The organism is Chloroflexaceae bacterium (assembly GCA_025057155.1).
Taxonomy (GTDB): Bacteria; Chloroflexota; Chloroflexia; order Chloroflexales; family Chloroflexaceae; genus JACAEO01.
The window spans coordinates 42,688-69,402 of record JANWYD010000006.1 but is presented as its reverse complement, the minus strand read 5'-3'; the positions used below and the strand labels follow the sequence as shown (position 1 = coordinate 69,402).

Annotated in this window: 22 protein-coding genes; 8 read left to right on the top strand and 14 right to left on the bottom strand. The window is 66.7% G+C overall.

Annotation, left to right across the window (positions count from 1 at the left end; genetic code table 11):
* Positions 1-77: 77 nt before the first annotated feature.
* The 11 genes from NZU74_06485 to NZU74_06435 all read right to left on the bottom strand — a co-directional run bounded on the left by NZU74_06485 (position 78) and on the right by NZU74_06435 (position 11,791).
* Positions 78-1,106, bottom strand: coding sequence for an aminoglycoside phosphotransferase family protein (locus tag NZU74_06485; protein ID MCS6880964.1), 1,029 nt, complete (start codon positions 1,104-1,106; stop codon positions 78-80).
* Positions 1,107-1,193: 87 nt separating this feature from the next.
* Positions 1,194-2,237 carry an ABC transporter ATP-binding protein gene (locus tag NZU74_06480; GenBank protein MCS6880963.1) on the bottom strand — a complete coding sequence of 348 codons (1,044 nt, stop codon included), beginning with the start codon at positions 2,235-2,237 and terminating at the stop codon, positions 1,194-1,196.
* Positions 2,238-2,250: 13 nt separating this feature from the next.
* Complete coding sequence (locus NZU74_06475) at positions 2,251-3,090, bottom strand: ABC transporter permease (protein MCS6880962.1); 840 nt, start codon at positions 3,088-3,090, stop codon at positions 2,251-2,253.
* 2 nt (positions 3,091-3,092) lie between these two features.
* Entirely contained in the window at positions 3,093-3,974 is an 882-nt protein-coding gene (locus tag NZU74_06470) for an ABC transporter permease subunit (GenBank protein ID MCS6880961.1), read from the bottom strand.
* Positions 3,958-5,211: an ABC transporter substrate-binding protein gene (locus NZU74_06465; GenBank protein MCS6880960.1), complete on the bottom strand. Its 1,254-nt coding sequence runs from the start codon at positions 5,209-5,211 to the stop codon at positions 3,958-3,960. Before NZU74_06465 ends, NZU74_06470 begins: the two co-directional genes overlap by 17 nt.
* 117 nt (positions 5,212-5,328) lie before the next feature.
* The gene (sfsA, locus tag NZU74_06460; GenBank protein ID MCS6880959.1) at positions 5,329-6,066 is read right to left on the bottom strand and encodes a DNA/RNA nuclease SfsA; all 738 of its coding nucleotides are present in this window, start codon (positions 6,064-6,066) and stop codon (positions 5,329-5,331) included.
* Between the two features lie 72 nt (positions 6,067-6,138).
* Positions 6,139-7,161: a zinc-binding alcohol dehydrogenase gene (locus NZU74_06455; protein ID MCS6880958.1), complete on the bottom strand. Its 1,023-nt coding sequence runs from the start codon at positions 7,159-7,161 to the stop codon at positions 6,139-6,141.
* A 267-nt stretch (positions 7,162-7,428) separates the two neighbouring features.
* Positions 7,429-9,141, bottom strand: a complete 1,713-nt coding sequence (locus tag NZU74_06450) for an aldehyde dehydrogenase family protein (protein MCS6880957.1) — start codon at positions 9,139-9,141, stop codon at positions 7,429-7,431.
* A gap of 381 nt (positions 9,142-9,522) precedes the next feature.
* Positions 9,523-10,185, bottom strand: a complete 663-nt coding sequence (locus tag NZU74_06445) for a RibD family protein (GenBank protein MCS6880956.1) — start codon at positions 10,183-10,185, stop codon at positions 9,523-9,525.
* 206 nt (positions 10,186-10,391) lie between these two features.
* Complete coding sequence (locus tag NZU74_06440; GenBank protein ID MCS6880955.1) at positions 10,392-11,237, bottom strand: class I SAM-dependent methyltransferase; 846 nt, start codon at positions 11,235-11,237, stop codon at positions 10,392-10,394.
* A gap of 71 nt (positions 11,238-11,308) precedes the next feature.
* Positions 11,309-11,791 (bottom strand): NYN domain-containing protein, encoded by a 483-nt coding sequence (locus NZU74_06435; GenBank protein ID MCS6880954.1) that lies wholly within the window; start codon positions 11,789-11,791, stop codon positions 11,309-11,311.
* Positions 11,792-12,268: 477 nt separating this feature from the next.
* On the opposite strand from NZU74_06435, the gene NZU74_06430 reads away from it, so the two are divergent.
* The 5 genes from NZU74_06430 (at position 12,269) to NZU74_06410 (ending at position 17,649) form a co-directional block, all read left to right on the top strand.
* Positions 12,269-13,387 (top strand): DUF4097 domain-containing protein, encoded by a 1,119-nt coding sequence (locus NZU74_06430; GenBank protein ID MCS6880953.1) that lies wholly within the window; start codon positions 12,269-12,271, stop codon positions 13,385-13,387.
* Between the two features lie 155 nt (positions 13,388-13,542).
* Complete coding sequence (locus NZU74_06425) at positions 13,543-14,328, top strand: ParA family protein (GenBank protein ID MCS6880952.1); 786 nt, start codon at positions 13,543-13,545, stop codon at positions 14,326-14,328.
* Entirely contained in the window at positions 14,318-15,430 is a 1,113-nt protein-coding gene (locus NZU74_06420; protein MCS6880951.1) for an alpha/beta hydrolase, read from the top strand. Before NZU74_06425 ends, NZU74_06420 begins: the two co-directional genes overlap by 11 nt.
* A 158-nt stretch (positions 15,431-15,588) precedes the next feature.
* The gene (locus NZU74_06415) at positions 15,589-16,398 is read left to right on the top strand and encodes an ABC transporter permease subunit (GenBank protein ID MCS6880950.1); all 810 of its coding nucleotides are present in this window, start codon (positions 15,589-15,591) and stop codon (positions 16,396-16,398) included.
* Between the two features lie 225 nt (positions 16,399-16,623).
* On the top strand, positions 16,624-17,649 hold the full coding sequence (locus NZU74_06410) for an ABC transporter substrate-binding protein (protein MCS6880949.1): 1,026 nt from the start codon (positions 16,624-16,626) through the stop codon (positions 17,647-17,649).
* Between the two features lie 1,107 nt (positions 17,650-18,756).
* On the opposite strand, the gene pepF (NZU74_06405) is transcribed toward NZU74_06410, so the two are convergent.
* Complete coding sequence (gene pepF, locus NZU74_06405; protein MCS6880948.1) at positions 18,757-20,559, bottom strand: oligoendopeptidase F; 1,803 nt, start codon at positions 20,557-20,559, stop codon at positions 18,757-18,759.
* 288 nt (positions 20,560-20,847) lie between these two features.
* Positions 20,848-22,650 (bottom strand): oligoendopeptidase F, encoded by a 1,803-nt coding sequence (pepF, locus tag NZU74_06400; GenBank protein ID MCS6880947.1) that lies wholly within the window; start codon positions 22,648-22,650, stop codon positions 20,848-20,850.
* A 290-nt stretch (positions 22,651-22,940) separates the two neighbouring features.
* Here pepF (NZU74_06400) and NZU74_06395 point away from each other — a divergent pair, with 290 nt between their 5' ends.
* Positions 22,941-24,422, top strand: a complete 1,482-nt coding sequence (locus NZU74_06395) for an FGGY-family carbohydrate kinase (GenBank protein MCS6880946.1) — start codon at positions 22,941-22,943, stop codon at positions 24,420-24,422.
* 7 nt (positions 24,423-24,429) lie between these two features.
* On the opposite strand, the gene NZU74_06390 is transcribed toward NZU74_06395, so the two are convergent.
* Positions 24,430-24,612, bottom strand: a complete 183-nt coding sequence (locus NZU74_06390; GenBank protein MCS6880945.1) for a hypothetical protein — start codon at positions 24,610-24,612, stop codon at positions 24,430-24,432.
* A 155-nt stretch (positions 24,613-24,767) separates the two neighbouring features.
* On the opposite strand from NZU74_06390, the gene NZU74_06385 reads away from it, so the two are divergent.
* Both NZU74_06385 and NZU74_06380 read left to right on the top strand, forming a co-directional pair.
* Positions 24,768-25,724, top strand: a complete 957-nt coding sequence (locus NZU74_06385; GenBank protein ID MCS6880944.1) for a NotI family restriction endonuclease — start codon at positions 24,768-24,770, stop codon at positions 25,722-25,724.
* 6 nt (positions 25,725-25,730) lie between these two features.
* Entirely contained in the window at positions 25,731-26,621 is an 891-nt protein-coding gene (locus NZU74_06380; GenBank protein MCS6880943.1) for a DNA adenine methylase, read from the top strand.
* The last annotated feature ends 94 nt before the right edge of the window (positions 26,622-26,715 follow it).

Sequence of the window (26,715 nt, the reverse complement as noted above, 5' to 3'; positions counted from 1 at the left end):
GGCAACCGGCGGGTCGCTCCTGCCGGTCCGCCTCCGCCAGCGGAGAAGGGTTGGCGCGCCGGCGCGAGTTTCAAGGTTCATCCCAACCAATCTGGAAACAGCGCCTCCAGCTCGTCGGGCCGCAGATACTCTTCAATCCGCGCCAGCGTGTCCGCGTGAGCGATAGCTCGCCCATGGCCGGTGTACTCCACCCAGGCCCCCGCGCACCAGCTCACCGCCCGCAGCAGAATGAACGGCCGGCGGATCTCCAGACGGACGCGCAACTCCTGCGCGTCAAGCTCGGGGCGGGCAGCGCAGTAAGCGGCCAGGAAGCGCTCAATCTGCGCCGCGCTGAGGGTCTGTCCCGTCTTCCAGCGGGTGGTGGTGGGGATGCTAAAGTGAGCCAGGTCGTAGGTCGGATCGTCGAGGAGCGGACGCTCCCAGTCCACCAGACGGCAGTGGGGGCCATCGGGGCGATCTTCAACGACAAAATTGTGCGCCTGCACGTCGGTGTGGACGAGGGCGAAGGGCGCAGGAAAACGGTCGGCGTGGCGCGCGGCATCCTCGGCTGCTCGTTCAAGCAGGCGGGCCAGGCGCGCGCGCGCCGGCGCCGGGGCGTGAGGGCTTTCCAGATAGGGCGCCAGCCAGCCACGGGCCTCTTCCAGGTCGTCAACCAGCGCCCGGCGCCGGATGAAGTTGCCGTGGACCGCGGGGGTCTGGTGCAGGCGCGCCAGGGTTCGCGCCGCCGCGACGAGGTGCGCCGCGTCGGCGTAGCGCAGCGGCCCGCCTGGCAGGTAGTCCATCACCAGCAGGCCATAGGGAAGGAGTGCGAGCGTCGCGTCGAGATAGTGCAGACGCGGCGCCACGCCCACCGGCGCCAGCAGGCGCAGGGCCGCCCCCTCGTAGGCGATCTGGGCGCCGCCGGGCCGGCCGATCTGCGAGCCGGTGTTGACCCGCACTACCAGGGGCGGCCCGCTGTCGCGCTCGAGCAGATAGTTGATGTTGTATTCACCCTGGGCCAGAAAGCGCAGGTCCCAATCTCCGGTCAGTTCCAGACCGGGAGGCCCGGCCACCTCCGGCCGGCGCAGATAGATCTTGATAGCAGGTAATAGTTCGGTTGCAAGCATGGTGGCAGGCCCGATCAGGCGCGTTTCAGAATTGCCAGGTCTCAGTGGAGCGTCATATCCGCCCATCCAACATCCAAAATCGAGTCACTATCCATCCTCTCGCATCACCCACAGCCGTTCCGGCGGAAGGGTCAGGCTCACGGCGTCGCCTGGATGGTAGGGGCCGGCGGCGTCGGCCAGGGCCTCCAGAAGGAACGGGCCAGCCTGGATCTGATAGCGCATCCGCGCGCCGAGGTAGCGCGCCGCCGTGACCGTGCCGCGCAGGCGGTTAACCGGGCCGTTGCAGCCCAGCGCCAGGGCCTCAGGGCGGATGGTCAGCACGGCTGCGCCCTGCAACGGCGGTTCGGCGGCAAGCTCGAAGGCCCCCAGGTCGCTGATGAAGCGCCGGCCTGCTACCCGTCCGGAAATGAAATTGCGGCCGCCGAGAAAGCGCGCGACGGCGACGCTGGCCGGGCGCTCGTAGAGGCCTCGCGGGGTGTCGTACTGCAACAGGCGACCCTGCTCCAGCAGGGCGATACGGTCGGCCAGCAATAGCGCCTCTTCCTGGTCGTGGGTCACCATCAGGGTGGTAATGCCCAGCCGGCGTTGCAACCCGGCGACCAGTTCGCGCATCTCGGCTCGCAGTCCGGCGTCGAGCTGGCTGAAGGGTTCGTCGAGCAGCAGCACTCGCGGTTCGACGATCAGGGCGCGCGCCAGGGCCACCCGCTGTTCCTGACCACCGGAGAGCTGGCCGGGGCGCCGGGCGGCGCTGCCCGGCAACTGCACCAGTTCGAGCAGTTCATGAACCCGGCGCCGGATGGTCGCCGGGCGCTCGCCGCGCACCCGCAGCCCGAAGCCCACGTTCTCGCCGACGCTCATGTGCGGCAGCAGCAATGGCTTCTGAAACACCATCGCCACGCCCCGGCGCTCGGGCGGCGTGTCCAGCACCGAGCGCCCATCGAAGCGCACGTCGCCGCGGCAGGGGGTGAGCAGCCCGGCCACCAGGCGCAGCGTGGTGCTCTTGCCGCAGCCCGAGGCGCCCAGCAGCACAACCAGTTCGCCCGGGGCCACATCGAGAGATAGATCGCGGAGTGCCGGCGCGGGCGCGCCGGGGTAGGTTTTGGTAAGATTGCAGAGTTGCAGGGCGGTCATATGGAAAGGATGGCTACAGGCCCCGAATGCCGCCGGCGGCGGGCGCGGCGCCCAGAAAGCGGGCGATCAGCGCCAGCAACACCACCGCCGGGGCGATAAACACCAGACTCAGGGCGGCGGTCACCGCATGATCGCCGCTGCGGGCAAAGGCGAACAGCAGCATCGGCAGAGTCACCAGACGCCCCCCGCCGATGATCAGCGTCAGCGCGTACTGGCTCCACGAGATCAGGAACACGAACAGCGCGCCCACCACCAGACCGGGAAGTACGGCTGGCAGGGTCACCCACCGCCAGACCTGCAACGGACGCGCGCCCAGGGTGCGCGCCAGGTCCTCGTACTGCCGGTCGAAGTTGGCGAACACTCCGGCCATGACCAGAGCCATGTACGGGGTCGCGGGCACGAGATGCACCAGAACGACGCCGAGGAACGTGTCGGCCAGGCCGTAGCGGATGAACACAATCTGGATGCCGAGGGACACGGCGAAGGCGGGGACGATCAGCGGGGCCAGGATGAGCATCTCGATCAGAGCGCGGCCCCGGAAACGGTACATGCCCAGGGCGCGCCCGGCGGGCGCGCCGATCAGCGTGGCGAGCAGCGTCACGGCTCCGGCAAGCAACAGGCTGTCGCGAAGGGCGGGCAGCACCTGCGACTCCGGGGCGGCCAGGTAGCGCCAGGCCCGCAGGCTCCAGCGTTCGGGCAGCAGATCGGGAAAGCTCCAGCGAAAGGCGAACGACCAGATAACCAGCGGCACGATCGGCAGGAGCATACCGATCACCATCGCCGCCAGGACGAACCAGCGCAGCAGGGGCGGGCGCGGCGGAGAAAGCCCGGCAGAAGATTCCGCGGAACGCATCGTCAGTCGGCCTCGCGGCGCAGATAGCGCCGGCTCACGTGCAGATAGGCGACAATCGCGGCCCCGGCGACCAGGGTAATGATCACGCACAGGGCCATGGCCTCGGCTCGCGCTGCCAGATCCACCGCGGTATAGCGCTTGTAGGCCAGCACTGGCAACACCTGCGGATAACTGGCGCCGAGCAGATAGGGCGCCTCGAAGGCGCCGAAGGAGAAGGCGAAAGCGATCACCGAGGCCGCCAGCACCCCGGGCAGCATCAATGGCAACAGCACCAGGCGAAACCGCTGCCAGCGGTTCGCGCCCAGGGAGCGGGCCAGTTCCTCGTACTCCGGCCCGATGGCGTGAAGGACGGCCAGCACGGTCACCCCGATGAAGGCCGTCTCCTTCCAGACGTACTCGGCGATGATCCCCACTCCGGCGCGGTCGAAGACCAGCACAGGGAACTGGCCAGGATCATCAATCAGCCCGAAGGCGGCGGCGAGGCGCGCGAGCAGCCCGCTCTGGCTGAGCAGGTCGGCCATGGCCACCGCGCCGACGAGGTGCGGGATAGGCAGGTTGAACTGGAAGATGAAACTCAGCGCCTGACGCCCCCGCGTGGTAGCGCGGATGGCCAGGGCCGCCGTCACCGCCAGCGCCGTGGCGATGACTGTCGAGGTAGTGGCGATATACAGGGTGAGGAGCAAGGAGGCCAGAAACGAAGATTGCCGCAGGACCGTGACATAGGCCGCGAGGCTGAACTCCGTCTGCCCGATCAGCGGCAGGTAGCCGAAGGACTGGATCAGGGCGAAAAAGAGGCCGCCGCCGAAGAGCAAGAACACTACTGCCAGCATCGGGGCGAGCATCAGCCAGATCCGCGGCCGTTCGGGGTCAGCGCTCCAGAACATTGGCGATCCAGTCCTCCTCGATGCGCGTCAGCCACGGCGCCTGCAACTCGGAGAGCTGGCGCGCGGCGAGTTCGTCGGCGGGCAGCACCGCCTCAGGGCGGGGCAGGGCGTAGAACTTCTCGACCCACTCCCTGGGCAGCTTTGCGAAGGAGAGCGGCGTGCTCCATCCTACTACCTCGGGCTTCGCGGCCTCGTACTGCGCCTCGGGCGAGAGTAAGAAATTGGCTACGACCATGGCTCCGGCCTTATTGGCCGCGTTGTAGGGAATGGTCACATAGTTGGTGTTGGCGATGGTGCCGCTATCGAAGACCCATGTGCGGGCAGTGGAGGGATAGACCCCGCGGGCGATCTGGTTCGCTGCGTGGGTCGGGCTGTAATTCATCGAGATCCAGACCTCGCCACGGGAGAACAGGTCGTAGAGGGCGGTATTGGTCTGGGGATAGGTTTCGCCGCCGCGCCAGAGGCAGGGTTCCACAGCGTTGAGCATCTGCCAGGTCTTTTCGGCGATAGGGGCGTAGAGCGTCTCATTGAAGGGGCCAAGCAGTTGTGTATAATCCCCGGCGGCGGCGTAGAAGACATGGCGCACGAAGACGCTGCCAGTGAAATCAGGGGGCGCCGGGTAGGTGAACTTGCCGGGATTGGCGCAGGCCCATTCCAGCAGCGCCTCGATGCTGCGGGGCGGCTCGGAGAGCCGCGCGCTGTCGTACTCCATCACGAACTGGGCTGACCCCCAGGGCGACTCATCATACTCAACCGGAAAGCCGAAGTCGTAGGCGATGGAGGGGTTCTCCCAATCCACGAACTGGCTGCTTGGCAGCAGGTCGGCCCAGTTGCGAAACACCGCCCCGGCCTCCTTCAGGGTGCGGAAGTTCTCGCCATTGATCCAGATCAAATCTGCCGAGCCGCCGCTATCCTTCCCGGCCTGTTTTTCGGCCAGCACCTTGTTGACCGTCTCGACAATATCGGTGACCGGCGCCTGTTTGAGCGTAATCCCATAACGCTCCTTCAGCGTGCCGGCTACGTAGCCGTTGACATAGGCATTAATTGCGTCCGAGCCGCCCCACATGAACCAGGTCACCGTCTGCCCACGGGCCGCCTCGACGATCTGCTCGAAGCTCATGGATCGGTAACGTTGCTCGAAGGGCTGCTCGCCAGCGGGCACGCCTGGCTGGCCGCCGCAGGCGGCGAGCAGCAGCAGTGTAAGGATCACCAGCAGGTGGAAATATCCTGCGCGCATGGCGTCAACCTTTCATCGAAGCGAACGGGTGATGTGAGGGCCGTAACGCCGGGCCGGGGGGCCGGGGGGCCGTAACGCCGGGCCGAGGGGCTGTAGCGCCGGCCCGCCGGGCCGGCTTTACATGGGCCTCGCTTTGGGTATCGCCTCTGCGGAGCCATAGACCAGCACCGGTTCACCGAGGGTCAGACCTTCGGGCGTAAGCGGACAGAGATAGGCGTAGACCTCGACCCCGGCGGTAATGGCATTGCGGAAGGCGCGTCCGAACTCGGGGTCCACATCATCGGGAACGAGAGCGCGGGCGGCGTGGCGCTGAATGATAAAGACAATGGCGCAGCGCTGCCCGTTGCGGGCCATGTGGGTCAGAGCCTGCACCTGGCGGCGGCCCCGCTCGGTCGGCGCGTCGGGGAAGCGAGCCAGGCCATTCTCCACTTTGCTGACCGATTTGACCTCGACAATACAGGTATGGATGCCCTCGCTCAGACGAAAATCGAAGCGGTGCTCGCCGATCATCACCTCCCGCTGCACCTTGGTATAGCGGGCGAACTGCGGCAAGGCGCCGGCCGCCAGGGCTGCGACCACCAGCCGGTTGGCCAGGTGCGTGTCAAGAGAAACGAGCTCGCCGTTGTGGTATACGCCAACCACCTGATAGCCGGTCTTCCGGCCGATCTCCTCGCGGGGGGCCAGCAATAGCCGCGCGCCGGGAACCAGCAGGTCGAGCAGGCGCCCCCGGTCGGCCAGGTGGGCGCGCACCATCCGGCGCCCCAGGCGAGCTTCCACTACCAGTTGATTGGGCCGGGAGACAAACTCCGCCTCAACGAGCGGTCCGCTGGAGGTCAGGGGCACACGGACAGGCATAGCTGATCCTGAGCGGCGGGTCGGTTCGCATCACATCCGGTGCCTAGTATACCACGAGGAACGGGGCGGGGATTATGGGGAATCGGCGGTATACGTTATCGTTACCTGCACCGCGCCGCCAGTGTCAACCAGGCGGTAGGCCTCGTCGGCGCGTTCAAGGGGCAGGCGCGGCCCCTGCAGGGGGGCCAGGCGCAGCCGGGGCAGCAGCGCGGCCACCGTGGCCGCGCGGCGGGCATGATCCCAGCGCGGGGCCGTTTCCGGCGCCAGGCGCCCGACCTGCGATGAGCGCAGCCGCAGGCGCCCGCGGTGAAACCGCCCGCCCAGGTCGAGCGTCACGGGCTTGCGCCCGTACCACGAGGCCACCACTACCGTGCCCTCGTCCAGCACGGTGTCAATGGCCGCCTGCAAGGCGGCGGGAGCGCCGCTAACCTCGACGGCCAGATCGGCCAGCCGGCCGTCGTTGTGGGCCCGCAGCGCCTCGAGCAGATCCGGGCCGGGGGCCAGGGCCGCGTCGGCGCCCACCGCCAGGGCCAGGTCGCGGCGGGCCGGGTCAGGCTCCACGGCGATCACTCGTGACGCCCCGGCCAGCCGCAGCGTCTGGGTGACGAGCAACCCCACCACGCCCTGCCCGAAGACCACTGCCGTCTCGCCCAGACGCGGTGCGGCGTCGTGGGCCACGTTGAGCGCGGTCTCCGTGTTGGCGAAGAACACCCCCAGGGCCGGATCGAGATCCCCAGGCAGGCGCGTCACCAGAGCGGCCGGAGCCACGTAGAGGCTCTGGTGCGGATGCAGGGCGAAGACAAGATCGCCGGGAGCCAGGTGGCGCACCGCCGCGCCCACGTCCAGCACGCGACCCGCACTGGCGTAGCCGTACTTGATCGGAAAGGCGAAACTGCCGGCCAGGGTCGGCAGATCCAGGGGCAGGGCGGGATCAACCTGCCCGCGGTAGACCAGCATCTCGGTGCCGTGGCTGATCGCCGAGCACAGAGCCGCGATCCGCACTTGATCGGGGCCGGGAGGCGGCACGGTTTCGCTGCGGATCGCGACCTGACGCGGGGCGGTGATCCAGACAGCCTGGGCGTTGTAGGAACGCATGGCGATTTTGGATTTTAGATTTTGGATTTTGGATTGCAGATCAACTCCGACTGGCAATGCGCTGGCGCTGATGGACCCGGCGCGACCGGGGTTCTCTATAGCCTCGCTTGCCGGGGCGAGTCAGGACCGTTCGTTCCCTGCTGGCAGAGCGGGCCTCTCGCTTCATTATATGAGACAAGCGGGTTTCTTCTGCCACGCGCAGCCCGATGCGCCCTGCACGCAACCTGGAGAGTTGCACGTAGGGCGCGCACGATCCGGAGGGTTGTGCTACCGTAGCGGGAAGGAAGCCAGCGTCAACTGAGCCAGCGTCCGCGCCGAGGGATGCGCCTGGGCCTCGGCCAGGCGCCGGGCGACCAGGGGCATGGCCTGCGAGCCGAGCAGCATTGGGTTAAGCGGCGAATGGAACCGGGCGGTGAGCACCGACTTCTCGGGCGAGCGAAACATGAGCGCATTGCCCACTGTGCCCGCCCCGGCGAAGGGGTCGTGCTCCGGGGAGGCCGGAAAGACTCCCCAGGTCGTCAGGCCGGCGTAGTGGTTCCATCCCGGATGCGTGTTCACGGTGATGACGCCATAACAGAGATCGAACAAAGCCCGCTCGTAGGCTGCGCGCACCCGTGGATCGCGCAGTGTTTCCGGATGCACCACGATCGCGGCGGCGAGCCGGCCCCACAGCCGCTCGTTGGCGAAGACCACCGCCCGGTCAATGAAGCCGGCCACATCGGGCGCGTCGAGCGCGGTCTCGGCTATAAACGGCCCGAAGTGCTCGCGAGTAAAGAGCGGCTCATTGCGCTCCTCAGGATCGAGGTTGGGCGCCAGGGTCCAGGGCAACTCATCCTTGCCAGGGAGACCCAGGCGGCGAACATCGCTATGCCCGGCCAGGACGGCAGCGAAGGTCGCCTCGCTGCCGGGATGCCAGGCGCGGCGGGTAGGGGTGGCGGCGAGGATCTGCTCGAAACGCCCCAGGAACTCGTGGCGCAGCGCCCACTGCCGCTGCTGGATGATCACCCGCGGGGCATAGCAGAGAAAGCCGCCGTTAAAAACGGCCCAGGTGGCAAGGGCGCGGGCCTGCATTTCCAGTTCGGCGGGCTTCCAGGGGCCAGGGACGATGATCACCGGCGTCACATTGCCCAGTTCCGCGGTGAGCGGGCGAGCCAGAGGCGGGGGGCCTGCCAGGAGCCGTTCGCAGGTCTCGCGCGAGCCGGTGAGATGGACGTGATCAACGGCGGGGTGGTGGGCCAGGTAGAAGCCGACCATGGCCCCGCCGGGGAGCAGGCGCAGGTAGCCGCTGGCGATCAGCGGCATGAAGGCCTCGGCGAAGAGCGGCTCAAGGTAGGCGTTGAGCGGGCTGAACTTGAAGGCCACCACGCGGCCCTCAACGAAGAGCTGGTAGAGGATGTCCAGAGGGATGAGGGACGAAAGGCTCCCCGCGCCGAGTACAGCCGCCACCTGGCCGGCGTGCGGCGCGCGGTAGGCCCATGCCTGGGTGGCGATGGTCTCCTCCAGCGAGACGCCTGGCCGCATCCATACTTCGGCGTGCATGCCGGGGTGGGTCAATTCTTCATAAATGTCATCGGGATAGACCCGCGTCACGGCCTGGTCGCCGGGGCCATAGTATGGCGGGTGGGGCAGCCGGGGATGACCGTGGCGCTCAATCTCGGCCAGGGAGCGGCGGAGCAGGCGGGCGTAGCGCACATACGTGGCCACGTTGAGCCACTCCTCGCCCTCGGCGTGGCCGCCGGACGGCAGGCCCTTAGCCTCCAGCGCGGCTTCCACGATGCGCGGCCCGACGCGAACCAGGCCCGCCAGCACCTCATCGAGCAGAGCGCCGCGCTGCGCGGGGCCGAGGCGCGCCCAGGCGCCGGCATAGGCGCGCAGTTCCTCCAGCGCCGCGTCGAGCGCCGCCCGCTGCTCGGAGGCAAGCTCATCGCCAGGGGTTGGATGCGCATCCGGTCCAGAGCGATCAACGGTCGTGCTGCTCATCGCCTTCCTCCTTGAAGTCGAAACGACAGCAACCGACACACAGACGCGCGCACCGGCGCGCGCATCTCTAATAATAGCTCCGGCGCCCTGATTCGTGCGAGAACAAGCTGGCACCGTGCGTAGCAGGGTCGCTACCGGGGGTGGCGCGCCGGCTCGGGGGCCACCCGGACGCGACCCCGGAGGGGCGCGGCACGCCGCGCCGGGCGTCGCTACGGGACGGCCATGGGACGCCGCGCCGTCCGTGACGCTACGGGGGCGAGGCCGAAGCATTTGCGCCGGAGGGCGCGCGACCATCGGGATGCGGTGGGGGTGCCGATGCGGGGGTGAGGCCGAAGCATGCGCGCCGTGGGGCGCGCGCCCTCCGGTGCGCACGCTTCGGCCCTACGCCCCCGCGTCCAGACGACCCTGCACGATGACATCCGCCCCGCACAGTGTCACCGTGACATCGTGGAGCGTGCAGGCATCGGCCAGACGGCTGATCCCCAGGTCGCCAATCGCGCTGATGCCCTCGCCAAGGATCTTCGGCGCGATGCAGACGGCCAGCCGGTCGGCCAGGCGCGCCCGCAGCAGCGCGGTGATCACCCGCGCCCCGCCCTCGACCATCAGCGACGCGATGCCGCGCTGCCTCAAGGCGGTCATCAGCGCGGCCAGGTCCACGCCTCCCTGCGGCCCCGGCGGCAGCGCCAGCACCGTGGCTCCCAGGGCTTCCAGGGCGGCGCGCCGGGAGGGAGCAACGCCGGTTGCGCAGGCGATGATGGTGCCATGGGCCGCGCCATTGCGCAGCACCGCAGCCGTGAGCGGGATGCGCAGCGCGCTGTCGAGCACAACGCGCAGGGGGTCGCGGCCCGGCGCGAGCCGCACGGTCAGCCGCGGGTCGTCAGCCAGCACCGTGCCAATACCGACCATGATCGCGTCGTGGCGCGCGCGAAGCTCGTGGGCGAAGCGCAGCGCCTCCGGGCTGCTGATCCACTGCGAACTGCCCGTCCGCGTCGCCAGGCGACCGTCAAGGGTCTGGGCGTAGCTGATGGTGATCTGGGGGCGCATCTTGCGATTTTGGATTTTGGATTTTGGATTGAAGATCCAACTGTTTGCTCATGTTTCTCGCCGATGCCTTCATGATGCGATCAGAGACTTAATACGGTCGGAGCGGAGCCGTTTCATAGCTTCAGGAAACCCTGAGCAAACATTTGGGAACCGAGGGTGGCTTTTTTGTGGCAGCGCAACCAATATCCAAAATCTAAAATCCCAAATCAAAGATCGGCAGCCAGGCCGTACATCAGAGGCAGTGGCGGCATGTCGTTGGGCGGCAGCCAGCGACGCCCAGGCGCGGGGCGCATGCGGGCAAAGGGCCGCTCGCCGTTGACAAAGGGGTGCTCGCGCAATGCCACGATCCGCAGCCCGGCGGCGGCCAGAGCGCTTACCACTTCGCCGACCCCCCAGCGGAACAGGTGGCAGGGATGCGGATTGACGAAATCGCGCCGGCCCTCGGCGAAACCGCCCGGCGAGAGGCCGCCTGCCGCTTCACCGACGTAGTCGCCCACGCCCGGCAGGGTCAGCCGCGTGCCGCCCGAGGGGTAGCCGTAGGCGAGTTGCCAGTTCCGGTCAAACATGTTCGAAAGCGGGTGAAACTCCATCAGTACGAATCGCCCTCCGGGGGCCAGGATGCGGGCCACGCCAGCGGCGAACGCCCCCAGGTCGTGCAGCCAGCAGATCACCCCGTAGCCGCAGTAGACCCGCTCGAAGGCGTCTGCCGGCGCCGCGGCGAGATATGCATACACGTCAGACTGCACGAAATGCGCGGCGATCCCCGTCTCCGCGCTGAGCCGCCGCGCCTCGGCAATCGCGGCGTCGCTCAGGTCCACGCCGGTCGCCCTGGCTCCCAGGGCCGCCAGGCTCAGCGTATCCTGGCCGGTGTTGCACAGCAGATGCAGCAGGCGCAGCCCGGCCACCTCTCCCAGCAACTCGCGTTCCTCGGGGAAGAGCGTCAGCCCCCCGGCGCGCAGGAAGGCGGCCAGATGGGGGCGGTGGCTGGCGTGGACGGGCACGGCGGCATTCCACGAGTGGCGGTTTTGTTCACTGATGGTCGGGTCGGTCATACGTTCTGTATGAGGAAACCAGGTTTCTCCATCCCTGCCCGCCTGAAGAGCATCGCCGTCCCTGACCGGGCCTACTCGTCCTCCTCCTCGAACCCGAAGAAGCGCATCCACTCCTCCACCTCGGCGGGGCTGAGGGGACGTTCGCCGATCTTCTCGCGCGCGGAGACGCGGGGCTGATCGAGGGCCGCCAGGCGACGGGCGAACTCCTGCGAGCTGATCACCGGAATGCCGCGGGCGCGCGCTTCGCCGACCACGGCGCGGTCGGAGCTGACCACCAGCCATTCGTCGCGCCGCCTGACCGCGCGAATGCGGCGGATCAGCTCGGCGTCGGCATCGGCGGGAGAGCGGGCAAAGTGCGCCTCGACCCCGTAGCCGTTCAGGCTTCCCGGATGGCCATAAACGCCATGGTCGAAGACCACCACCACCTTGCGTCCGCGGCGCCGAGCGGCATAGCGGCGCAACAGCAGCACCAGGCGCGCCTCATCGTCGGGATCGGCGATGTCAATCGCCGGGATCTGGCCAATCAGGTTGTGCCCGTCAATGAGAACTGGCATATGATTGTATTGTAACATTCTCTTCTGGCGACTATTGGGCTTCGCCTCGCTCCGAGGGGTGAAAAAAGAGTTTTCACGGGAGGGCGCAGCCCCTCTCAGGTGTAGAGTTTTTGGGGCGAGCAGGGGTTTTCGGCATTCCAATGCGGTTACGGTCCTCACCCCCCGCCCCCTCTCCCGCGAGCGGGAGAGGGGGGAGTTGGGCGTCCCGATGCCCCGGATGGCGCATGCGATGCGAGCATACGCCGGAAAACCCTGCACCTGAGAAGGGCGCAGCCCTTCCGGGCCCTCCCACCGGCAGATGCGCGGGGAAACCTCGGCAGGCTGTAGCCCTCCCACGGGCAGGGGTATGGAGAAACCTGGTTTCCCCATACCCCTCTAACAAGTCCTGTTCGCAGAGACGACAATAGTGCAACAGCGCCGCGCTCTGAGGCGTCGTATGCAACGGAGCCGGACGGCCAACGAAGGGGTGAAGCAACGATGAGTCTCGAAACCGGTCCCCAGCAGGAACAACCGCCACGCACGGGGCCGACGACCCGCGCTGCACCGGGAGCGCCCGCCGAGCCGTTCTATCGCCGCCGCGAGCAGGCCCGGCGCTGGGGCGCGCTGCTCTTACTGATCGGGATTGTCTGGCTGGTCTTTGAATTGACCGTGCGCAGTTCGGTTTATGGCGTGCGCATCAACCTGGCCGAACGCTCCGATACGCTGCCGCCCCGGAGCTTTGCAGCCAGCGCCGTGCGCATCAACGGCGTGAACGATGACATCGAACTGGTTCCTGCCGTCGGAGAGGACATTACCGTCGAGGCAACCCGGCGCGCTGGCGGCTGGAACAAGGACGTCGCCACCGCGGCCCTCCAGGGCCTGGAGGTGGTCACCGAGGTGCAGGGTGACACCCTGGTAATTAGCGTGGGCGGCGGCAATGGTCTGACCAGGGTCCTTGGCCGGGCGTCCGCCGTGTCGCTGCGGGTAGCTGTACCGGCCAGTACGCGGGTTGAGGCCACGGTGGTGAACGGCGATATTGCCGTCACGGGCGTACAGGGCGATCTCATGCTGCAGACCGTTAGCGGCGATGTGCACGCCGAGAGGGTCAGCGGCGATCTGCGAGTCAACAGCACCAGTGGCGATGTGCGTGTACGCAATCATCGCGGCCCGCTCACGGTGAACACCACCAGCGGCACAATCAGCGCCGAGGGGCTGATTACCGGCGCGCGTCTCTCCACGCTAAGCGGCGATATCGAACTGCGGGGCGTCAACGATGGTCCGGCGGCCCGCGCCATTGCCGGCGCCGCAGATCCCCAGGGCGACGGCGATATCATCATTGATACCACCAGCGGCAACATCGTCTTCGAGGGTCGCCTGGCCTCCAATGCTGCCGGCGTTATTACCACGATTTCCGGCGACGTGCGCGTGCGCCTGAGCGATCCCGCCGATCTACGCCTCGATGCGCGCACCGTCAGCGGCGAACTCAGCAGCGACCTGCCGCTGGCCGACGATGCCCCCGAGCGCCGCCGCCTGAGCGCCCTCATTGGCCCCGGCACGGCCAATCTGACCATCACCACTACCTCCGGTGATGTGGAGATCGGAGCTGCCCGCCGGTAGGCCTCCGCTCGGGGCCCTGCGGATTTTTCCTGTTCGGTGCTTGCAAATCATCGCCCGGTCTCATCAGGACGCCATATACGACAATCCACAATCCAGAATCATATAACTCCCTGTCAACGCTGGTTACCATCTCTGGTACAATCGTGCCGGAGGGCATGTCTACAGCGGAGGCGGCCATGGGCCATGTTCTGGCGCTGGCAATGCAGAAGGGCGGCGTCGGCAAGACGACCACCACCCTGAGTCTGGGCACGATGCTGGCAGCGCGGGGACGCCGCGTGCTGCTGATTGATATTGATCCGCAGGCCAATCTTACCCAGGGCCTCGGGGTTGACCCGAGCGCCCTGGAGTACAGCGTGTACGAAGTGTTGCTCAACCCCGAGCGGGGCATCGGGTTCGCGACCATCACCACCGACGCAGGGGTGGATCTTATCCCGGCGGCCCTGGAACTGGCCGGGGCCGAACTGGAGCTGGCAGGCAAGGTGGGGCGCGAATTGTTGCTGCGCAAGGCGTTGCGCACCAGCCGTGAGCAGTACGACTACGTGCTGATTGACCCGCCTCCAAGCCTGGGCATCTTTTCGCTCAACGCCATGGCCGCCGCCGACGCGGTGATCGTGCCGCTCCAACTGCATGCCTATGCCCTCAAGGCAATGCCCCAGCTTGAACAAACGATTCAACTGGTGCGCGAGATCCATCCGAACCTGACCATCGGCGGCATCATCTGCACCCTGGCCGACCGGCGCACCAATCTGAGCCTGCAGATCGAACAGCAAGTTCGCGAACGCTACGGCGCCCTGGTGTTCGAGACGGTTATCCCTATAAATGTCAAGCTCGCCGAGGCCCCGACCGTGGGCAAGCCCATCGGCGTCTACGCCCCGAGCAGCGCCGGGGCGCTGGCCTACGAGGCCCTGGCGACGGAACTGGAGTCCCGCTATGGCGTCTGAGCCTCAAGATACGGCCCCCATTCGCCGCGGGCGCGGCCTGCGCCTTTCCACTGAGAACCCCGCCGAGGAACCCGCAACGTCGCCCGCTACTGACCAACCGCTTACCCGTGGGCGCGGCCTGCGCCTTTCCACTACCGCCGCCGAAGCTTCCACCGTCCTCCCGGTCGCAGAGGCTTCCGCCTCTGGACAGACCCTGCGGCTCGCCACCGAAGCCCCGGCGGTCCCGCAGTCCGTCTCTGCCGCGACAACCGCGCCGTCAGTTTCGTTTCTGCTCGAATCGCTCTGGCTCTCCAGCGGCAAGGTCGCCTATCGCCGCGCCGGCGCGGGGCCGGCCCTGCTGCTGCTCCACGACTTTGGAGCCACCTCGCGCATCTGGCGGGGCGTCGCCGGCGCCCTGGCTGGCGCGCGCACCTGTTACGCCCTCGATCTGCCCGGCGCCGGCGGCACGCCGCCGCGCCCCGCCCCGCCCACTCTCAGGACCCTGGCCGACGCGACGATCGCCTTCGCCGACGGGCTGGGCCTGGGGCGTTTCGACCTGTGCGGGCATGGCCTGGGGGCCGCGGTCGCCGCGATGGTGGCGGCGCGCTACCCCGACCGGGTGGGGCGCGTGGTGCTCAGCAACCTGGGCGCCCGCTCCTTCGCGCCGGAGCTGGTGGCCCTGGAATGGACCCGCGCGCCCCTCGATCTCTCCCTCGGTCTGGCCCGGCCGCTCTTCGACTTCTGGCAGCCCTGGAATCGCTATCTGTTCCAGGCCCCGCCCCTGGCGGCCTTCCTCGGCGCCCAGACCCTGCAGCGCCCGCCTGCCGACCAGGAGCTGTGGCGCGAGTACCTGGCCGACCACGCCGCCACCGATGCGCGGGCCTACCTGACGGCCCTTACCGCTGCCGGCGTTCCCCAGTTGCATGCGGCGCTGCGGGCCATCAGCGCGCCGACGCTCCTCGTAACTGGCGACAGCGACCGTCTCGTCCGCCTGAGCGACGTTCAGCAGTGCCAGCGACTGGTGGCAGACAGCCGGCTCGTTGTGCTCGAAGACTGCGGCCATCTGCCAATGATCGAGACGCCCGACGTGTATCATCAGACGCTGCGCGATTTTCTGGAGTGAGGGAGCGCTTTCTTACCGCAGAGGACGCGGAGTGATTTAAGCCGCCGATGCTCTGCGCTCCTCTGCGCCCTCTGCGGAAAGCCGCAACCTATTCCTCCGCTCCGCTCCCCGCCGGGACGCCCGGCGCCCCACGAGCCGTTTCGTGGTACGATGGGAGCATGTCAAACACCGCTCTGCAAAGTGAGTTGCGAGCGGCCGGCGGAGGGCCGGGGCGTCTGATTGCCCTGGCCCGTCGCTACGCCGCTGCGCTCTTGCTCATGCTTATCATCCTTATCGCGCTTGAGATCGCGCTGCGCGCCTTCCGGGTGCCGGTCTACCTCGTGCCGCCGCCCTCGCGGGTGCTGGCGCGCCTGCTCGCCCCTGGTGACCTGCCGGGCCACGCCGTGGCCACCGCCACCGCGGCTATCGCCGGGCTGGCCGCCGGAACGCTGGCCGGTTTCGGCCTGGCGGTGGCCTTCGTGCATCTGCGGCTGCTTGAAGATGCCCTCTACCCCTGGGTGCTGGTCTCGCAGGCGGTGCCCGCCGCGGCCCTGGCCCCCCTGCTGGCCATCTGGCTCGGCGACGGCCTGGCACCCCGCGCGGCCATGGCCGCCCTCTTCGCCTTCTTCCCCATCCTGGTGGCCGCCACCCGCGGCCTGCGCGACGTCACCCCCGAACAACTGGCCCTGATGCGCGCCTGGGGCGCCACCTCCTGGCAGACCTTCCGCTGCCTGCGGCTGCCCGCGTCGCTGCCGGCGCTCTTTAGCGGCCTGAAGATCGCCGCCGCCCTGGCCGTGGTCGGCGCGATTGTGAGCGAACTGGCCGGCAGCGGGCGCGGGCTGGGCTTCGTGGTCAGCGTGGCCGCCTACCATCTGCGCACCGACCAGATCTTCGCCGCGGTTATCGTCGCCGCGGCGATCAGCCTGGGGTTGCACGGCCTCGTGGTGCTGGCGGAGCGGTTCATCGTCTTCTGGCGCAGACCGGGGTAGGGCGTGGGGAGTGGGGAGTAGGGAAGTGTCCGGGAAGGATGCGTTCCCACGATCCCTCCTGCCGGCCAGGGGCGCGGGGAAACCCGGTTTCCCCGCCTTGCGACCGGTCCTGCGAAGTCTGACACCCTGGTGATTCACCACCAGCGATTGTGGTCGCAGTTTATTTCGGGAGGGCCTGGCCCTCCCCAACCCTCCCGCTGGTGCTGCAAACCACTGAGGTCACATATGCGCACATTCACTCTTATCCTGTTCCTCGCCATCGTCCTGGCGGGGTGTGCTACGCCGCCGTCGCCGCCAGCGTCGCCCGCCGCCGGCCCCGAGAAGCCCCGTGTAAGCATGCGCCTGCAGTGGTTCCCCCAGTTCCAGTTCGCCGGCTATATCGTCGCCAAGGTCAAGGGCTACTACCACGAGGCCGGGCTCGACGTCACCCTCAACCCCGGCGGCCCCGACCTGGTACCCCTGCCCCTGGTCGCCGCGGGGCGCGACGACTTCGGCAGCACCGGGGCCGATACGGTGCTGATCGCCCGCGAGCAGGACATTGACGTGGTGGCCCTGGCCACCTGGTTCCAGGCCAGCCCGGTGGGGTTCATGGTCCACGCCGACGCGGGGATCGGCGGCCCGCAGGACTTTCCGGGGCGCACCATCGGCATGTTTTACGGCGACAATGTGGAGACCGAGTACCGCGCCCTGCTCGCCGCCGCGGGCATCCCCCGCGAGGCGGTGCGCGAGATACCCGGCGACTACAGCCTGGCCCCCTTTCTGGAGCGCCGCGTAGACATCTGGCCGGTGTATGTAACCGACCAGCCCCATATCGCCCGCCGCGCCGGGGCTGACGTGCGCCTGATCCTGGCCCGCGACTACGGCGTGCAGTTGATGGGCGACGTGCTCTTCACCACCGAGCGCTTCCTGCGGGAGAACCCGCGCACCGTCCGCGCCTTCGTCGAGGCCACCCTGCGCGGCTGGGCCGACGCCATCGCCGACCCGGACGGCGCGGTGGAGCTGATCCTGGCCTACAACCCCGAACTGGGGCGCGAGCAACTGGCCTTCGAGGCCGCCGAGACGATCACGCTGATCCGCTACGGTCCCGGCGAGCGCTGCCCCGGCATCAACGCCCCCGGCCTCTGGGCCGCTGAGGCGCGCTTGCTCCAGGATCTGGGCATCCTCACCGCCCCGCCGGATCTGGAGGCCGCTGTACAGGGCCAGTTTGTGCGCGATTTCTATGCCGCCCGGGGGGTAAGGTGCGGGGGGTAAAGGGGGACGGACGGCGCAACGGACGCCCCATCGGGCCAACGCCCGGCGGGCCGTCGCCACGGGCGACCCGTGGGGCTAACGCCCGCCCGACTGTTCCTACCAGGCGATAGTGGAGATTATGCAAAGACCTGACAGTAGGCGCACGTGCCATCCCTGTGCACGCTGCAGAGAGCAGGCGCCCGCCTATCGGGCAGGTCTTACATGAGGTCTTTTTTCAATTGTTCGGTACCGTTCACCAACCATACAACTACACCAGATCAAGCTGTACGTTTGGGCTTGTACGCATACTTTCCGTCGTGCTTCTTACGATGAATCGGTCTTCCCAGGGGTTTTTACCTACAGTAATCGTCTGGCTCCACCAGGCAACCATGTTGCTGGCCAACCAATCTCCGTCTAAGTGGGGGCGCCTTCGTCTGGCCTCTTCGATCTCTCTTCTCGATTCGAGATCTCTCTTCAAAGCGGCGACAATTTCGTCATGTGTCGCATACTCAGGTAATGCCTTGAACCTGGTGTTCTGTTTTTCGCTGCAGATTCGGGTAATCAAACGACTGATGATTGCAAAGACGTTCTCATCCTCGTAGCACTTGCCCATATTCACCCCCCGTGGTGCGACAGTCTGCTGCGTTAGAAAGGTTTATGGTTTTCCCTGTTGCGGGCAAGTATACCGTGGCTCCTATACCACGTCGTATCCGTAGTTGATCGGGCACGCTCTGACGGCGAGGACGCCTTTGCCGTCAGAGCAGGCGGATGGCGGCTTCAGCCTGTGCAGGCACGATTTATGATGATTGAGAATTAAAGCCGGTGTAGCCCGCGCAGGCGGGCTTCGCATCGGTAGCCCGCGGCTTCAGCCGCCGGGCTACTGAGCGAATACCGGTTTATATTCTTAATCTTCATCAGCCGCCGGGCTACATGGCGAATGCCGGTTTACATGCTTAATCTTCGTCTATTGCCAGCGGCAAGGCGTGGCTCATGCATCGCCCCCGCGCGCGAGAGGCTTGCACTGAGCGAAGCCGAAGGGGGGCGGAGGGTGAGAGTCGCAAGCGCACTGGAACGCCGAAAACCCCTTCTCGTACCAAGAACCTGCACCTGCGAGCTTCCCCTGCTACCCTACAACCGCTCCAGCGCATCAATCAACTGCGCGTAGGTGTCCATCGCCGCCTGCACCGGGGCCGGAGTGGTCATGTCCACCCCCGCGTCGCGCAGCAGGTCAATCGAGGGCCGCGACGAGCCGCTGCGCAGGAAGGTGATGTACCGCTCCACCGCCGGCTGGCCCTCAGCGATGATCTGCCGGCTCAGCGCCAGGGCCGCCGAGAGGCCCGTGGCGTACTGGTAGACGTAGAAGTTGTAGTAGAAGTGGGGAATGCGCGCCCACTCGAAGCCGATTTCGTCATCAAGCACGACCGTGGGGCCGTGGTACTTCGCCACCAGGTCGTAGTAGCGCGCCGTGAGGGTCTCGGTGGTCAATGGCTCGCCGGCCTCGACCAGTTCGTGCATCGTCAGCTCGAAGCTGGCGAACATGGTCTGGCGAATGATCGTCCGCCGGATGTCCTCGATCTGCTGCACCAGCAGGCGCCGGCGCAGGGCCTCGTCGTCGCGGTGCCTGAGCAGGTAGTCGGTCAGCAGGGCCTCGTTGAGCGTCGAGGCCACCTCGGCCACGAAGATGGTGTAGTTGCCGTAGACGAAGGGCTGGCTCTTGCGCGTGAAGTAGGAGTGCATCGAGTGGCCCAGCTCGTGGGCCAGGGTGAAGGCGTCGTCGAGCTGGTCCTGGTAGTTGAGCAGAATGTAGGGCGGAGTGGAGTAGGCCCCGCCGCTGTACGCCCCGCTGCGCTTGCCCACGTTTTCGTACACATCAATCCAGCGGCTGCTGAAAGCCTGCCGCAGGGCCTCGGCGTACTCCGGGCCAAGCGGCGCGAAGGCCGCCTCCATCAGCGCCGTGGCCTCCGGGTAGGGCACGGTGATCGCCACATCGGGCACGGGCTGGGCGTACAGGTCGTAGACCCGCAGCTCGTCGAGGCCCATCAGCCGCTTGCGCACCTCCATGTAGCGGTAGTTCGTGGCGAGATTGGCTTCCACTGTGGCGATCAGGTTGTGGTACACCTCAAGGGGAATCTCGTTGGGCGCCAGGGCCGCCTCCAGCGCCGAGGCGTAGTTGCGCAGACGCGCTTCGATCACGTGGGTGCGGATGGCCGCCCCCAGGGTGGTGGCAATCGTGTTGCGGAAGGGCCGGAAGGCCCCGAAGTAGCCCTTGAAGGCGTCGCGGCGCACCCGCCGGTCAGGACTCTCGATGAAGCGGCGGTAGCGGGCGTGGGAGAGTTGCACCGGGTTGCCCTGCTCGTCGGTGATGCTGGGGAAGGTCAGGTCCGAGTCGATCAGCATCTCGAAGGTCTCATAGGGCGCACGGGTGATGTCGCTGAACTGCGCCAGCACGTGCTCCACCTCCGCCGAGCGGACGTGGGCCCGCCGCCGGTTGAGCTTCTCCAGCTCGTAGCGGTAGAGCTGCAACGCGGGCGTCTCGCGCAGCCACTGGTCGAGGGTGGCTTCGGGCACGGCGAGGATCTCCGGCTCGATGAAGGCCATGGCCGCGGCGACGCGCGCGGCGAAGGAGCCGGCCCGCTCCTGCAGGGCCTGCCCGACCGGATCGGTGGCGTCGGTGTCCTTGCGGTGCGAGGCGTAGATGTAGAGGGCGTAGAGCCGCTGGCCCACCTCGTCGCGCAGGGCCAGCACTCGCGCCAGGTGCTCAGGGCCCTGGCCCAGGCTGCCCTGCAGGGCCGCAAGCTGGTTCGCCTGCTCCTCCACCGCCGCCAGCTCCTGCTCCCAGGCGGCCACGTCGGGAAATACCACGCTTAAATCCCAGGTAAACTCGACCGGCGCCTCGGCGCGGGTGGGCACTTTCTGGGTTGCGGTTGTCATGCGGTGCGATCTCCTTTGATACTCCAGCGAAGCCTCTCCAAACGCTGCGGGATCCCAAAACGGCAAAAGGCGCTTTCCTGGGAGGGCTTTGCCCTCCCGGACCCTCCTCCCGGGCAGGAGGTATCGGGAAACCGGGTTTCCCCATACCCCTGCCTGAAGGGGAGAGTTTCGCCGCCCCCTCCCTGACCCTCCCCCGTTGGGGAGGGAACCGGGCGCCTCCCCCCGGCGGGGGGAGGCTGGGAGGGGGGCGAAATGCCGCGAATGGTAACACAGCCGCGAAACCATGCCTTACCCAAACAGCAACCGCTCCAGCCGATCCACGAACCGCGCCAGTACGCCAAAGGCGCGCTCCATCGGTTCGGTGGCGCGCATATCAATGCCGGCCAGTTGCAGGGCCTCCAGCGGGTAACGCGAACCACCCGCGCGCAGGCACTCCAGGTAGCGCTCGGCGGCGCCAGGCTCGCCCTGCAGCACCCCGTCGGCCAGGGCATTGGCCGCGGCGATGCCCGAGGCGTACTGGAAAACGTAGAAGGCGCTGTACAGGTGGGGGAACTGCGCCCAGGCGATGCCGTTCCGCGCCGGTTCGACCTGCACCGCCGGCCCGTAGCCGCGCGCAAACAGTCCCGCCAGCAGGTCAATCATCCCGTCGGCGGTCACGGGTTCGCCGTCCTCGACCCATGCGTGGACCTGCTGCTCGAATTGCGAGAGGATCGGCATGAGGAACAGGTAGCGGTGAAAGTTGTGCATCGCTTCCTCAATGATGGCGATTTCCACCTCCCGCGATGGACCCTGGGCCAGCAAATGGCTCCGCAGCAGGGCCTGGTTGAAGTTCGAGGCCACCTCGGCAACGAAGGTCGAGTAGTCGGCGTACACGGGCATCTGGGCGTGGTTGGCCAGCCAGGAGTGCATCGAATGGCCCAGTTCGTGGGCCAGGGTGCTCACCCCGTTCAGGGTGCCGTCGTAGTTCAGCAAAATGAACGGGCGCGTATCGTAGCTGCCCGAGGAATAGGCCCCGCTGGTCTTCCCCCGGTTAGGGTACACATCCACCCAGCGCTCGCGGGTCAGCCCGGCCCGCGCCACCGTCGCGTATGCGGCCCCCAGGGGCTCGACGCTGGCGCAGACCAGCTCGACCGCTTGCTCGTAGGGTACCTGGTAGGGCGGCGCGAGCGGAGCGAAGATGTCGTATGGCGCCATCAACTCCAGCCCCAGCGCCCGACGGCGGATGTCCCAGTAGCGGTGCCAGAGAGGCAGATGACGGTTGCATGCCGCGATCACGTTGTCGTACACCGCGCGGGGCAGATTGTCGTGGTCGAGTCTGGCGCTCAAAGTATCGGCGTAGCCCCGCGAGCGGGCCAGAAAGACATCGGCCTTGACGCTCCCGGCGTAGATCGCGCCGAAGGTGTTCTTGAAGGCCAGAAAGCCGTCCTGGAAGTGCTCCCAGGCGCGCTGGCGCAGGGTCCGGTCGGGACTCTGCAATAACTCCTCGATCGTGCCTGGCGTCACCTCGTGCCGCACGCCGGAGCTGTCCTCCGCGGGGGCGAAGCGCAGGTCGCTCTCGGCCAGCATGAGGTAGGCGCTATAGGGGGCGCTGAGCGGCTCACCCGCCCGCGCCAGGAGTTGCTCGATCTCCGGCGGGCGCACGTGGGCCGCGCGCCGGCCAAGGTTCTCAAAGTAGTGCCGGTAGGGGGCCAGCTCCGGCTCGGCGGCGATCAGCGCCTCCAGCCGTTCCGGGCCGAGGGCCAGCAACTCCGGCTCGGCGAACGCGGTGGCCGCGCCAAGCCGGGCATAGAGGCTGAGCGCGCGCTCGCGCAGCGCCGCGGAGGCCTGATTGGTGGTATCCTCATCGAAGCGCATATGCGCATAGGCGAAGAGCCGGCCCATCCTGACGCGCAAAGCGTCAGCCAGCCGCAGCCAGGCAAGCAAGACCTCTGGGGCCTCGCCCAGGCGTCCCTGGTAGCCGGCGACCGCCTCCAGTTCCGTCTCGAAGGCGCGCGCATCGGCCTCCCAGGCCGCCTGGCCGGGGTAGATGCTGTCGAGATCCCAGGTATACTCAACCGGCGCCTCGGCGCGATCGGGGAGCGTCACGGTCATCACAGGTCCTTTCTCAGGCAATGGTTGGTTCAGGAACGAAATCACCCCGGCATTATACCTGTGCCGGGTGGCGGGCGCCAGTGACAGGACTATAACCTCGTTGGCAGGCAGGTGAGATAGCTCCTTGCGCTGCAAACTCCACTATAATGGTTTGCGTTCATACCCACCGCACGTATCCTCACCACAAAGAGCGCAGAGGGGCGCAAAGGGTTTGAAACAGTCCATCCTCTGCTTTTCTCTGCGTGCTCTGTGGTGAACGTGAATCAGCAATTGCCTGCACGGAGCGCGGCGTGGCGGAGACACTGGTGCTGGGGATTGACCAGGGCGGCAGCGGCACTCGCGCCGTGCTGCTGGATGGCGCCGGAACGGTGCGCGGCTACGGGTATCGCCCCGTGGGCCGGCTCTACCCCCGGCCCGGCTGGGTCGAGCAACGCCCTTCCGCCGTCGCCCGCAGCGCGCGCGAGGCGCTCGACGAGGCCGTTGCCCGCGCCTGCTGCGACCCCGCCGCCATCGTCGCCTGCGGCATCACCTCGCAGCGCGACACCGTGTTCGCCTGGGACGCCCGGAGCGGGCGCCCGATCGGCAACGCTATCACCTGGCAGGATCTGCGCACCGCGCCCCTGGTGGAGGAGACCAGCCGGTGGGAGCGCGCCGCCGAGCGTCGCGCTCGCCTGGGCCAGTTTCCTGGCCCCTACTGCTCGGCCATGCACATGGCCTGGCGCATGCGCCACGACCCGGCCTTTCGCCGCGCCGCCGAGCGCGGCTATCTGCGCGTCTCGCTCAGCGCCGGCTGGCTCATCCAGGCCCTCGGCCAGCCCGCCGAGCATGCCCTCGACTACTCGCTGCTCCAGGCCATGACCGTCTTCGACCCGCGCCGCCGGGCGCTCTGGGACGAGTGGATAGACTATCTGGGCCTGCCGCGGGCGGCTCTGCCCGTCCCGCGCCCGACCCTGCACCCCTTCGGCGCGCTGCGCCTCGGCCAGGTTGATGTGCCGGTCATGGCGCTGATCAGCGACCAGCAGGCCGCCCTCTTCGGCTACGACTGCCGTAGCCCTGGCCAGGCCGTCGCCACCCACGGCACTGCCTCGTTCGTCAACGTCGTCGCCGGCCCGGTCGCTCCGCCCCAGGGCATCTGCAAGACCTACCTGGCCTGGGAACTTGATGGCGCGCCCACCTACGCCCTCGAAGCCGACATGACCGTCACCGGCGCGGTGGCGCGCTGGCTGAGCCAGATGCGCCTGATCCGCCACGCCGCAGACCTCGACGCCCTGGCGCGGAAGACGCCCCACAGCGATGGGGTGGTGTTCGTCCCCGCCTTCACCGGCCTGGGGGCGCCCCGCGAGGACCGCAGCGCCCGTGGGGCCATCTTCGGCCTGACCCTGGGGACCACGCTCGGCCACATCGCCCGCGCCTTTTTTGAGAGCATCGGCTGCCAGTTGCGCGAGATCCTCGACACGATGGAACACGAAGGCGGCGTGCGGATTGACGAGTTGCGCGTCGGCGGGGGCCTGGCCCGCAGCGACGTCGCCTGCCAGATCCAGGCCGACGTGGCCGGCGTGCGCATCGTCCGTGCCGCCGACACCGAGACCAGCGCGCGGGCCGCGGCGCTGCTGGCCGGCCTGGGCGCGGGCGTGTGGAACGGGCCGGAGGACCTGCCGCGGCTGCTCGACCAGGGCGCGCGGACCTTCGAGCCGCGCCTGGAGGCCCCGGCACGCGCCGAATTGCTGGGGCGCTGGCAGCGGGCGGTGGAACGGGCGCGGGGGTGGGGGTGAAGGGAAACTAACCCGCCCGCGCCAGCACCACCGTCGCGAAGGTCGCACCGGCGACGATCAGCGCCGTCAGCAGCAGCAGCCAGAGGGGCGTCGGCGCGCTCAGAAACGACACGCTGAACACCGTGATCAGCACTGCGCCGGTGACGATCCAGATCGTCATGATGGCAATCAGGCGGTGAAGCGAGGTCATAGGGCAGGCTTTCCTTTCAACTCAGCCGCATGGTACTATAACCGGACTTCGTCTCGGCGAGGATTTCAGCAGGGAGGCGCGCGGTGGCCCTGCCCTCCAGATCGGGCGCAGGTGAACCCGGCTTTTCTTATGCGCCTTGACAGATACACGTAAACGTGTATACTTATATCGTCTTGTCGAAGTACCGCACCCGTGCTAGAGTATACCCGCTGCACGATCAGAGAGAGCAAGAGGGTATTCGCATGGGGAGGCAGCCGCTAGCCGAGGTGTTTGGCTTCCGTATCGATGACCACTCCGACGAAGCGAAACGTCATCGCATGGAACGTCTCTGCCCATTCAACAACAAAGGTGCAAAGTGTAACAAAGATAAAGCTGATGATCCTCTAGGTGTATGCAGCATCTACCATGAAGGACAGACCGTGATTATCTGTCCGATACGTTTTCGCGAAAATTGGCAGATTGCAGAGGATGCCGCAAAGTTTTTCTTCCCATCTGGAACCAGATGGACATCCTTCACTGAAATACAACTCAAGGATCGGTACGGTGTATCGGCCGGGAACATTGATGTTGTTCTGGCAGCATATAATGAACAACGCCAGGTGATAGATTATGGCGCTCTTGAGGTGCAGGCAGTCTACATCTCCGGTAACGTCCGAAAGCCTTTCACCTTCTTCATGCAAGATCCGACCAGCAGAAACTCTCTGGATTGGTCAGAACAGAAAGATTACCCGCGTCCTGATTATCTGTCTTCGTCTCGAAAGCGCCTTGTACCTCAATTACTTTACAAGGGAAGCATCTTTCGCTCATGGAAAAAGAAGATTGCCGTTGCTATCGACAAGAGCTTTCTGGCAAGCCTCCCCGACCTGCCAGAAACGACAAAGGGCAGCGCAGATATCGCTTGGCTCGTCTACGATCTGAAGCATGATTTGCATACCAATCGCTTCAAACTAACACTTGTACAGACATTGTATACAGATTTTTCCGCAATTCTCAAGCGAATGACGGCACCAGAACCAGGCAACGAAAAAGATTTTCTCGCCTTTCTACAACGCAAACTGCGTAGCAAGCAGACGCGTAGCAACGCAGATGGTGACATTTCACCAGAGGAATAACCACCTATGCAACACTCGTTTCTCGATACGGATCTTCACGCGCCGATCATTAATGTGGCAATGGTGCCTCAGCGCAGCCCGTTCCGCTATCCGGGCGGAAAGACGTGGCTCGTGCCGTACATTCGCGCGTGGTTGCGCAGCCTGCCGTTCCGTCCAGCGGAGTGTATCGAGCCGTTCGCCGGCGGCGGCATTGTCAGTTTGACCGTTGCGTTTGAACATCTGGCAGACCACGTCACAATGGTCGAACTCGACGATCACGTCGCTTCGGTCTGGCAGACCCTGCTGAGCGGCGATGCGGAATGGCTGGTGGAACGGATTATGACCTTCGAGGTCACCCGCGAGACGGTGGCGGCGGTCCTCTCGGCTGCCCCGGTCACGTCGGAGGAACGCGCCTTCCAGACTATCCTGAAGAATCGCGTGAATCGCGGCGGTATTCTCGCCGCCGGCGCCAGTATGGTAAAGCACGGTGAAAACGGTAAGGGGTTAACGTCGCGCTGGTATCCACAAACGCTCAAACGGCGCATCCTGGACATCGTGGCGCTGAGAGACCGGATTACGTTTGTGCATGGCGATGGACTCAACCTGGTTCGCCAACACGCGCGCCGCGACGATGTGGTCTGGTTCATCGATCCGCCATACACCGCCGCCGGAAAACGCGCTGGCAGTCGTCTGTACACCCACTCGGAACTTGATCACGAGGAACTGTTCCGTCTGGCGAGCACCCTTGCCGGTGATTTCTTAATGACCTATGATGATGCCGAGGAAGTGCGTTCGCTTGCGCGGCGCTACGGCTTTGACACCTATCTTGTGGCGATGAAAAACACGCACCATGCTCGGATGACCGAACTCTTGGTCGGACGCTGCCTGGATTGGGCGCGCCCCATGCTCTCGAGCTGAAACGACACCGGAGATAGTCCAGGGAAGACTCGCCCTTCCCGGACAACCGCTCTCCTAACCTGTGAAAGGCCACAAACGCGACCTGGAAACATTA